The following is a 9841-nucleotide window of genomic DNA, read 5'->3' as shown; positions in this document are numbered from 1 at the left end:
CCGGGCGCGGCGGCGGCTTCGGCCGGCGCCGCGGGCACGGGCGCCGCCGCGGAGCCGGGGCCGCCGCGCAGGCCGTTGAGGAACAGCTCGACGTAGTACTCGCTGATCTTCTGCGCGTCCAGCGGCCCGTCCGCGCGGTACCACGTGGCGATCTGGTGGACGGCGCCGAAGAAGAAGTGCACCGACAGGTCGGCCGGCACGTCGGCGCGGAAGACGCCCTCGCGCTGCCCCTCCTCCACCAGGGCGCGGAACTCCTCGTGGTAGCGGCGCCGCTCGGCCCGCACGGCGCGGCGGCGCTCCTTGGGCAGCATGTGCATGGAGCGGAAGAAGACGGTGAACTCGTCCAGGTACTGGAAGCTGGTGGCCAGCACGTCGACCGCGGCCGCGCGCAACCGCTCCTCCACCGTGCCGGGGCCGCCGGCGAACTCGCGCAGGCGCCGCGTCTGCAGCCCGAGGAGCCGGTGGTAGATCTCGTAGAGCAGATCGTCCTTGGCGCCGAAGTAGTGGTACATGGCGCCCTTGGTGACGCCCGCGGCGGCCACGATCTCCTGGACCGAGGTGCTCTCGTAGCCTTTCTCCGCGAACAGGCGCGTCGCCACGGCCAGCAGGCGGTCCGGGATGGACGCGCCGGCCGAGGCGTCTCCCGCCAGCCGCTGCGTCATGACCCTCCCCTGTCCCGAGGCCGGCTCCCGGCGCGGGAGGCGGCCTCCGCTCGTGATCCGCGTTCAGCGTACCGGCGCCCGACGCACGTCCCGGCACCCGGACGCCCGCGTCCCGACGCCGAAACGGCTATTGACGAGGCCTTGCTCTGATCATACTCTGCTGAGACCGACCGGTCGGTATGCATTTTCCGCATTATTTCCGGGCTCGCATTCGCCACTCGGAGTGGGGCCGCCATGTCCGAAGAGTCGCTCGCCACCGACCCCGCCGACCCCGACTTGCTCCGCCTGCGCGACGTGACCGTCCGCTTCGGCGGGCTCGTCGCCCTCGACGCGGTGTCCCTGTCCGTCCCGCCCGGCCGCGTCACCGGCGTGATCGGCCCCAACGGCGCGGGCAAGACGACCCTGTTCAACGTCGTCTGCGGCTTCGTCCGTCCGCAGGCCGGCGAGCTGCGCTGGCGCGGCCGCGTCCTGTCCCGGCACCGCCCGCACGACCTGGCCCGCCTCGGCATCGCCCGCACGCTGCAGGGCGTGGGCCTGTTCCCCGGCCTCACCGTTCTGGAGAACGTGATGGTGGGCGCCGACCGGCACGCCCGCGCCGGTTTCCTCGCCGACCTGCTGGCGCTGCCGCGGGCCGACCGCGACGAGCGCGCGCTGCGCGAGCGCGCCCTGGCGCGGCTGGAGAGCCTCGGCGTCGCCGAGGTCGCCGACCGGCTGCCGGGCGAGCTGTCGTACGGCGTGTGCAAGCGGGTGGCGCTGGCCCGGGCCCTGGTCGGCGACCCGGACCTGCTGCTGCTCGACGAGCCCGCCGCGGGGCTGTCGGCCGGGGAGATCGCCGAGCTGGCCGAGCTGATCCGCGGGCTGCGCGACGACCTGGCCGTGGTCCTGGTCGAGCACCACATGGACCTGGTCATGGACGTGTGCGACCGGGTGCTGGTGCTCGACTTCGGCAAGGTCATCGCGCACGGCACGCCCGCCGAGGTCCGCGACGACCCCGCCGTGGTCGCCGCCTATCTGGGCGAGGAGGTCCGCGACGCGGACGCCGAGGCGGGCGGGACGCGGCAGAGCGCGTCGGAGGTTCCGGGTGCTTGAGGTGAAGGATCTGGTCGTCGCCTACGGGGCCGAGCCGGCGCTGGACGGGGTGAGCCTGTCGGTCCCCGACGGCGCGCTGACGGCGGTGCTCGGCGCGAACGGCGCGGGCAAGACGACCCTGTTGCGCACCATCTCGGGTCTGCTGCGGCCCCGTTCGGGCACGGCCGCGCTGGACGGCCGCGACCTGACCCGGCTGCCGGCGGAGGAGATCGTCCGGCTGGGCGTGGCGCACGTGCCGCAGTCCGGCGGCGTCATCACCGAGCTGACCGTCGAGGAGAACCTGCGGCTGGGCGGGCTGTGGCGGTGGCGGCGCGGCGACCTGGCCCGCCGGATCGCCGCCGTCTACGAGCTGTTCCCGCCGCTGGCCGACCGCCGCGCCCGCGCCGCCGCCGCCCTGTCGGGCGGGGAGCGGCAGATGCTGGCGCTCGGCCGGGCGCTGGTCGCCGAGCCGCGGCTGCTGCTGGTGGACGAGCCGTCGCTGGGCCTGGCCCCGCGGGTGGTCGCGCAGATCATGGCGGTGCTGCGGCGGCTGTGCGACGACACCGGCCTGACCGTGCTGCTCGTGGAGCAGAACGCGCGCAGCGCGCTGTCGGTCGCCGACCGCGCGCTCGTGCTCAGCCTCGGGTCCGTCGCGGTCGCGGGCGAGGCCGCCGCGCTCGCCGCCGACGACCGCCTCCGGCACGCCTATCTGGGCTTCTAGGGGGTCTGCCGCCATGGTCCGCTTCGTCAACCTCACGCTGGCCGGGATCACCTCCGGCATGGTGTTCGCCACGGTCGCGCTGGCGCTGGTGCTGATCTGGCGGTCCACCCGGATCGTCAACTTCGCGCAGGGCGGCATGCTCATGGTCACCACGTTCCTGGCCTGGACGGTCGTCGACGCCGGCGGCTCGTACTGGGTCGCGCTGGCGGCGGCGCTGGCGTCCGGGCTGGTGCTGGGCGCGGTGATCGAACGGGTGGTGATCCGCCCGGTGGAGGACAAGCCGCCGCTCAACGCCGTGATCGTCACTCTCGGGCTGTTCGTGCTGCTGCAGGCGGGCGCCGGGATGGTCTGGGGCGACACGCCGCACTCCTATCCCCCGGCGTTCGGCATCCGCGGCCTGTCGGTCGGCGGCACGCGGCTGCTGCTGTCGCCCAACGACCTGTTCGTCATCGGCGCGGTCGGCGCGGTCATGATCGCGCTGACGGTGCTGTTCGTGCGCACCGACCTGGGGCTGCGGCTGCGGGCGGCGGCGTTCGCGCCGGAGATCGCGCGGCTGCTCGGCGTGCGGGTCGGCCGGATGCTCACCCTCGGCTGGGCGCTGGCCGCGCTGGTCGGCTCGCTGGCCGGCGTGCTGATCGCCCCGTCGGTGTTCGTGGGGCCGACGCAGTTCGACGCGGTGCTGGTGTTCGGCTTCACCGCGGCCGTGATCGGCGGCCTGGACAGCCCGGTCGGCGCGGTCGTCGGCGGCCTGCTGCTGGGCTGCGCGCTCAGCTACGTGTCCGGCTACCTCAGCTCCGACCTGGTCACGCTGGGGGCGCTGGCGGCGCTGATCGCGGTGCTGCTCGTCCGGCCGAACGGGCTGTTCGGCGCGACCACCGGGAGGCGGGTGTGATCGGAACGACCAGGCAGGCCGCCGCTCCGGCGCGGGCCGCGGAGCGGGCGCGGCTCGCGCTCGGCCGGTACCGGCTGGTGCGGCACGCGCTGGGCGCCGCCGCCGCTCTCGTCGCGCTGTACGCGCTGACCAGTGCGGTGAGCCCCTACCGGGACCTGCAGATCGCGCAGGCCGCCTATCTGACGTGCGCCGTCGCGGGGCTGACGGTGCTGACCGGGCTGGGCGGGCAGATCTCGCTCGGGCACGGCGCGTTCATGGCGGTGGGCGCGTACACGACCGCGCTGCTGCTGAACCACCGGTCTTGGCCGCTGGCCGCCGTGCTGGCCGCCGCCGTCGTCGTGACGGCCGCGGCGGGCACCGCCGTCGGCGCGGTCGCGGCGCGGCTGCACGGCCCGTACCTGGCCGGGGCGACGCTGGCGTTCGCGGTCGGCCTGCCGGGGCTGGCCAACTACGAGCCTCTCCTGGACCTGCTCGGCGGGCAGAACGGGCTGTCAGTGACACCGCCCGTGCCTCCGGCGGCGCTCGGCGAGACCTTCCCGGTGGAGCGCTGGCAGGCGTGGATCGCCTGCCTGGGCGCGGTGCTGACGCTGTTCCTGCTGGCCAATCTGGTCCGCGGCCGCTTCGGCCGGACCCTGCGCGCCACCCGCGACGACGAGATCGCCGCGGCCCTGCACGGGGTGCGCGTCGCCCGCGTCCGGATCATCGCCACGGTCGTGTCGGCGGCCTGCGCGGGCCTGGCCGGGGGCCTGCTGGCGGTGGCGACCACGCTGGCCGCGCCGGGCGCGTTCCCGCTCGCCCTGTCGCTGCAGCTCATCGCGGCGATCATCATCGGCGGCCTGGGCAGCCTGGCGGGGGCGGTGTGGGGCGCGCTGGTCCTGGTGTTCGTGCCCGCCTGGGCGTCGGACCTGGCGCAGTCGGCCGACCTGTCGCACAACATCGCCTCCAACCTGCCGCTCGCCCTCTACGGGCTGGTGCTCATCGTGGTCACGCTGGTCTTCCCGCGCGGCATCCAAGGCGGGCTGCGCGCCGCCCGAACGGCTCTGGCTCGCCGCCGTTCTCCCAGGGACGACGCGGCGCACGAGGAGGCGGCACCGCATGACACCGCCGCGCGTGACACCGCCGTGCACGGCGGCGACAGCTGACGCTCATCCATCGGGGGCCCACCCTTACCCTCACCGGGAGGAACGCATGAAGCGACCTCGTCTCGCGCGGGCCACCGCCGCGCTCACCGCACTCGCGCTCGCGGCCTCCGCCACGGCCGCGTGCGGTTCCGGGGACGGCGGCGGAGGCGACCGCGCCTCGGCGCCCGGGGTCACCGCCACCACCGTGACCATCGGCAGCCACCAGCCCCTCACCGGGCCCGCCGCGCCCGGGTACAGCGCCAACTCCGCCGCGTCCAAGGCGTTCTTCGACTACGTCAACGCCAACGGCGGCATCCACGGACGCAAGATCGTCTACAAGTACGTCGACGACGTCTACAACCCCACGCAGACCGTCGGCGTGGTGCAGAAGCTCGTCCTGCAGGACAAGGTCTTCGCGATCTTCAACGGGCTGGGCACGCCGACCCACTCGAAGGTGGTCGGCTACCTCAACGCCCAGCGCGTGCCCGACCTGTTCGTCGCGTCCGGCTGCGGCTGCTGGGACCAGCCGGACAAGCACCCCTACACGTTCGGCTGGCAGGTCGACTACGTGCGCGAAGGCAAGATCCTCGGCGAGCACGTGCGGCGCGCGTTCCCCGGCAAGAAGATCGCCTACTTCTACCAGAACGACGACTTCGGCCAGGACGGCGTGAAGGGCCTGGACAAGTACATCCCGGCGAGCCAGGTCGTCACCCGCCAGTCCTACCAGCCGGGCGGCACCGACGTCAGCGCCCAGGTCCAGGCGATCGCGCAGTCCAAGGCGGACGTGGTGGTGCTGTTCACCATTCCCACCTACACCGCGCTGTTCCGGCTGGCGGCGCTCAAGCTCGGCTACTCCCCCCAACTGGTGGTCAGCAACGTCGGGTCCGACCCCGTCACCCTGACCGGGCTGCTGGAGAGCTACGCCAAGCGCGGCGGGACGAAGGTGAAGGGGAGCCCCCTGATCCAGGGGATCATCACCGACGCGTACCTGTCGGCGCCCGGCAGCGACGACAGCTGGATCCGCCTGTTCCGCAAGATCCACCAGCAGTACATCCCGCAGCTGCCGTTCAACGGCAACATCATCTACGGCATGTCCGTCGCCTACACCTTCGTGCAGGCGCTCCAGGCCGCCGGGCCCAACCCCACCCGCAAGAGCCTGATCGAGGCGCTGGAGAAGTCCCAGTTCCGCGGACCGGGGCTGGTGCCGTTCGCCTACAGCAAGCAATCGCACGCCGGATACATCGGAGCGCAGATCGGCGTCATCAAGGGCGACACGGTCGTGCTGCAAGGGCAGCCGCTGACGACCGACGCCGGTGACGGGCCGATCCGCCCGTACACGGGCGGGCAGCCCGAGGCCCCGGCCAACGGCATCCCGCCGCAGGGCTGAGCGGCGCCTCGCGCCACGGCCGGCAGGGCCGCTCCGGCGGGCCGGAGCCTCGGCGGCCCGCGGCCCGCCGGGCGTGCGGCTTCGTGCGGCGCGGCGGCCGCCGCGGCACGCGCACCGGACGGTTCAGATCCGTTCGATGATCGTGACGTTGGCCTGGCCGCCGCCCTCGCACATGGTCTGCAGCCCGTAGCGGCCGCCGGTGCGCTCCAGCTCGTGCAGCAGCTTGGTCATCAGGACGGCGCCGGTGGCGCCGAGCGGGTGGCCGAGCGCGATGGCGCCGCCGTTGGGGTTGGTGCGGGCCGGGTCGGCGCCGGTCTCCTTGAGCCAGGCCAGCACGACCGACGCGAACGCCTCGTTGATCTCGACGACGTCCATGTCGTCGATCGTCATCCCGGTGCGGCGCAGTGCGTGCGCGGTCGCGGGGATCGGCGCGGACAGCATGCGGATCGGGTCCTCGCCGCGGGCGGAGACGTGGTGGACGCGGGCGCGCGGCGTGAGGCCGTGGTCGCGCACCGCCCGCTCGGACGCCACGAGCAGCGCCGCGGCGCCGTCGGAGATCTGCGCGGCCAGCGCGGCGGTGAGCCGGCCGCCGTCCCGCAGCGGCGGCAGGGCCGCCATCTTCTCCGGGGAGGTGTCGCGGCGCGGGCCCTCGTCGGCCGCGACGCCCTCGTACGGGACGATCTCGCGCTCGAACCGCCCCTCGTCGATCGCGCGGATCGCGCGCCGGTGCGACTCGTAGGCGTAGGCCTCCATCTCCTCGCGGGAGAGGTCCCAGTCACGGGCGATCATCTCCGCGCCGGCGAACTGCGAGACCTCCGCGTCGCCGTACCGGAGGGTCCAGCCCGTCGACCCGGCGAACGGGCCGGAGTCGAAGCCGAGGGGCTCGGCGGCGGACATCGCGTACGCGATGGGGATCTGCGACATGTTCTGCACGCCGCCCGCCACCACCAGGTCGGCGGTGCCCGACAGCACGGCCTGCGCGGCGAAGTGCACCGCCTGCTGGGACGAGCCGCACTGCCGGTCGACGGTCACGCCGGGGACCTCCTCGGGCAGCCCGGCCGCCAGCCAGCAGGTGCGGGCGATGTCGCCGGCCTGCGGGCCGACGGCGTCCACGCACCCGAAGATCACGTCGTCGACCGCGGCGGGGTCGGCGTCCGCCCGGTCCATCAGCGCCGCCAGCACGTGCGCGCCCAGGTCGGCGGGGTGCACCGCGGCCAGTCCGCCGGCGCGCCTGCCGACGGGGGCGCGGACCGCCTCCACGATGAATGCCTCGGCCACCTCGGGCCTCCTCGCTCAGTCCGCCTGGATGCCCTCCAGGACCATGGCCAGGTACTGCTTGGCGATGTCGTCGGCCGCCAGCCGCCCGTCGCGCCGGTACCAGCCCGCCGCCAGCCACACGGTGTCGCGGATGAACCGGTAGACCAGCGGCAGGTCGAGGTCGCCGCGGAACGCCCCCTCCCGCACGCCCCGCTCCAGCAGCGACATCCACATCTCCTTGAAGCGGCGGTGCGAGTCGAGCAGGTAGCCGAAGCGTTCGCTGGCGGCGGCCAGATACCGGGACTCGTTCTGGTAGATGACCACGGCCGCCCGGTGCCGGTCGATCGAGCGGAACGACTCGACGACGATCGCCTCCAGGGTCTCGCGCGCGCCGAGCCCGGCGGCCAGCACGCGGTCGTAGGCGGCCCACATCTCGTTGAGGAACGTCGACAGGATCTCGTCGACCATCGACTCCTTGGAGTCGAAGTGGTAGTAGAGGCTGCCGCCGAGGATGCCGGCCGCGTCGGCGATCTGCCGGACGGTGGTGGCGGCGTAGCCCTGGGAGGCGAACACTTCGGCGGCGGTGGCGAGCAGCTCGGCGCGCCGCTCCGCGCGGGCCGCCGCGGTGCCCTCGGTGTCGCGCCGTCGTGGGCTCATGAAAGGACCACTCCTACGGGTGCTGGCTGGAGACGGAGACCACCTCGCCCGTCATGTAGGACGAGTAGTCGCTGGCCAGGAAGACGATAACGTTGGCCACCTCCCAGGGTTCGGCGGAGCGGCCGAACGCCTCCCTGCGCGTCAGCTCCTCCAGCAGCTCCGGCGTCGTCACCTTCGCCAGGTGGGGGTGGATCGCCAGCGACGGCGACACGGCGTTGACGCGGACGCCGTACTCGGCGGCCTCGAGCGCGGCGCACCGCGTGAGCGCCATGACCCCCGCCTTGGCGGCGGCGTAGTGCGCCTGGCCGCGCTGCGCCCGCCACCCGATCACCGACGCGTTGTTGACGATGACGCCCGACCCGCGCTCCCGCATGATCCGCAGGGCGGCGCGGGTGCAGCGCATGGTGCCGCCCAGCGTGACGTCCACGACCCGGTTCCACTGCTCGTCGGTCATGTCGGCCAGCTCGGCGGTGCCGCCGAGCCCGGCGTTGTTGACGGCGACGTCGACGCGTCCGAACCGTTCGACGGCGGCCGCGTACAGCGCCTGGACCTCGGTCTCGGACGTGACGTCGCAGCGGTGCGCGGCCACGCGGTCGGCGCCGAACTCCTTTTGCAGCGCGGCGTGCGACTCGGCCAGGCGCCGGTCGTGGGCGTCGGAGACGACGACGAAGGCGCCCTCTTCCAGGCAGCGCCGCGCGGTCGCGCCGCCGATGCCCGCCCCGGCCGCCGCCGTGACCACCACGACGCGGTCGCCCAGCAGCCCGTGTCCCGGCACGTACGGCGGGGTCGTCCTCATGCGGTCCCCTTCGGTTCGCGCGGCAGGCCGAGGACGCGCTCGGCGATGATGTTGCGCTGGATCTCGTTGGATCCGGCGTAGATGGTGTCGGCGCGGGAGAACAGGAACAGCCGCTGCCACTCGTTGAGCTCGTAGGGTTCGGCGTCGGCGACCAGCCCCGCGGCGCCGAGGACGTCCATGGCCAGCTCCCCCAGTTCGCGATGCCACGTCGCCCACACCAGCTTGGAGATGGACGACTCCGGGCCGGGGGCGTCGGGCGCCCGGCCGGAGCCGGGCGGTCGGGCGAGGTCCCCGGCGACGCCCGCCATGGTGCGCACCGCGTTCAGCCGCATGATCTCCAGGCCCATCCAGGCGCGGACGAGCCGGTCGCGCAGCAGCGGGTCGTCGACGGCGCCGGTGCGGCGGGCCAGCTCGACGACGCCCTCCAGTTCGCGGCGGAACCCGACCTGCTGGCCGAGCGTGGCGACGCCGCGTTCGAACCCGAGCGTGGCCATCGCGATCCGCCATCCGTCGCCGGGCGCGCCGACGATGTTGGCGGCGTCGGTGCGGGCGCCGTCGAAGAACACCTCGTTGAACTCCGAGGTGCCGGTCATCTGCACGATCGGGCGGACCTCCACGCCGTCCTGGCGCATGGGGACCAGCAGGTACGACAGCCCGGCGTGCCGCGCGGACCCCGGCTCGGTGCGGCAGAGCGCGAAGCACCAGTCCGCCTCGGCGGCCAGCGACGTCCACACCTTCTGCCCGGTGACGCGCCACTCGCCGTCCACCAGCTCGGCGCGGGTCCGCACGCCCGCCAGGTCGGATCCGGCGTTCGGCTCGGAGTACCCCTGGCACCACAGCTCCTCGGCGGCGGCGATCGGCGGCAGGAACCGGGCGCGCTGCGCGTCGGTGCCGAACGCGATGATCGTCGGGCCGAGCAGGTTCTCCCCGATGTGGCCGACGCGGGCGGGCGCGCGGGCCAGCGCGTACTCCTCGTGGAAGATCACCTGCTGGGCGACGGTGGCGCCGCGCCCGCCGTACTCGACGGGCCAGCCCAGGCACGTCCAGCCGGCGGCGGCCATGTGCCGCTCCCAGGCCAGCCGGACGTCGAAGGCCTCGTGCTCGCGGCCGGGGCCGCCCAGGCCCCGGGCGTCGGCGAACTCGCCGGTCAGGTTGGTCTCCAGCCAGTCGCGGACCTCGGCGCGGAAGGCGCGGTCCGCCGCGCTCTCCCGCCCGGACGCCCGGCCCGTCCCGTGCCGACTCAACACACCCTGAACTCTACCAAACAGTTGTTAGAAAGA

The 9841-nt window shown here is 73.9% G+C and carries 10 protein-coding genes; 5 read left to right on the top strand and 5 right to left on the bottom strand.

Annotated features, from left to right (window positions below):
• Positions 1-662, bottom strand: a 662-nt coding sequence (locus AR3_RS16510; protein ID WP_157406690.1) for a TetR/AcrR family transcriptional regulator, incomplete at its 3' end; no start/stop codon positions are given.
• 234 nt (positions 663-896) lie between these two features.
• On the opposite strand from AR3_RS16510, the gene AR3_RS16505 reads away from it, so the two are divergent.
• From AR3_RS16505 to AR3_RS16485, 5 genes are read left to right on the top strand one after another with little or no spacing between them, the layout of a single operon-like run.
• The gene (locus tag AR3_RS16505) at positions 897-1751 is read left to right on the top strand and encodes an ABC transporter ATP-binding protein (RefSeq protein WP_067915101.1); all 855 of its coding nucleotides are present in this window, start codon (positions 897-899) and stop codon (positions 1749-1751) included.
• Positions 1744-2451: an ABC transporter ATP-binding protein gene (locus AR3_RS16500; protein WP_067915100.1), complete on the top strand. Its 708-nt coding sequence runs from the start codon at positions 1744-1746 to the stop codon at positions 2449-2451. Before AR3_RS16505 ends, AR3_RS16500 begins: the two co-directional genes overlap by 8 nt.
• A gap of 13 nt (positions 2452-2464) precedes the next feature.
• Entirely contained in the window at positions 2465-3343 is an 879-nt protein-coding gene (locus AR3_RS16495; protein WP_067915099.1) for a branched-chain amino acid ABC transporter permease, read from the top strand.
• Complete coding sequence (locus tag AR3_RS16490) at positions 3340-4485, top strand: branched-chain amino acid ABC transporter permease (protein ID WP_217998585.1); 1146 nt, start codon at positions 3340-3342, stop codon at positions 4483-4485. The genes AR3_RS16495 and AR3_RS16490 overlap by 4 nt, the downstream gene beginning before the upstream one ends.
• Positions 4486-4531: 46 nt before the next feature.
• Positions 4532-5851, top strand: coding sequence for an ABC transporter substrate-binding protein (locus tag AR3_RS16485; protein ID WP_067915098.1), 1320 nt, complete (start codon positions 4532-4534; stop codon positions 5849-5851).
• 123 nt (positions 5852-5974) lie between these two features.
• Here AR3_RS16485 and AR3_RS16480 read toward each other — a convergent pair whose 3' ends face one another.
• From AR3_RS16480 to AR3_RS16465, 4 genes are read right to left on the bottom strand one after another with little or no spacing between them, the layout of a single operon-like run.
• The gene (locus AR3_RS16480) at positions 5975-7129 is read right to left on the bottom strand and encodes an acetyl-CoA C-acetyltransferase (protein ID WP_067915097.1); all 1155 of its coding nucleotides are present in this window, start codon (positions 7127-7129) and stop codon (positions 5975-5977) included.
• 15 nt (positions 7130-7144) lie between these two features.
• Entirely contained in the window at positions 7145-7765 is a 621-nt protein-coding gene (locus AR3_RS16475) for a TetR/AcrR family transcriptional regulator (protein WP_067915096.1), read from the bottom strand.
• Between the two features lie 13 nt (positions 7766-7778).
• Positions 7779-8561 (bottom strand): SDR family oxidoreductase, encoded by a 783-nt coding sequence (locus tag AR3_RS16470; RefSeq protein WP_067915095.1) that lies wholly within the window; start codon positions 8559-8561, stop codon positions 7779-7781.
• Entirely contained in the window at positions 8558-9805 is a 1248-nt protein-coding gene (locus AR3_RS16465; protein WP_067915094.1) for an acyl-CoA dehydrogenase family protein, read from the bottom strand. The genes AR3_RS16470 and AR3_RS16465 overlap by 4 nt, the downstream gene beginning before the upstream one ends.
• Between the last annotated feature and the right edge of the window lie 36 nt (positions 9806-9841).

This window comes from Actinomadura rubrobrunea NBRC 15275, assembly GCF_001552235.1.
Classification (GTDB): Bacteria; Actinomycetota; Actinomycetes; order Streptosporangiales; family Streptosporangiaceae; genus Spirillospora; species Spirillospora viridilutea.
The sequence above is the reverse complement of the archived record's forward strand: the minus strand, read 5'-3'. Positions and strand labels throughout refer to the sequence as shown.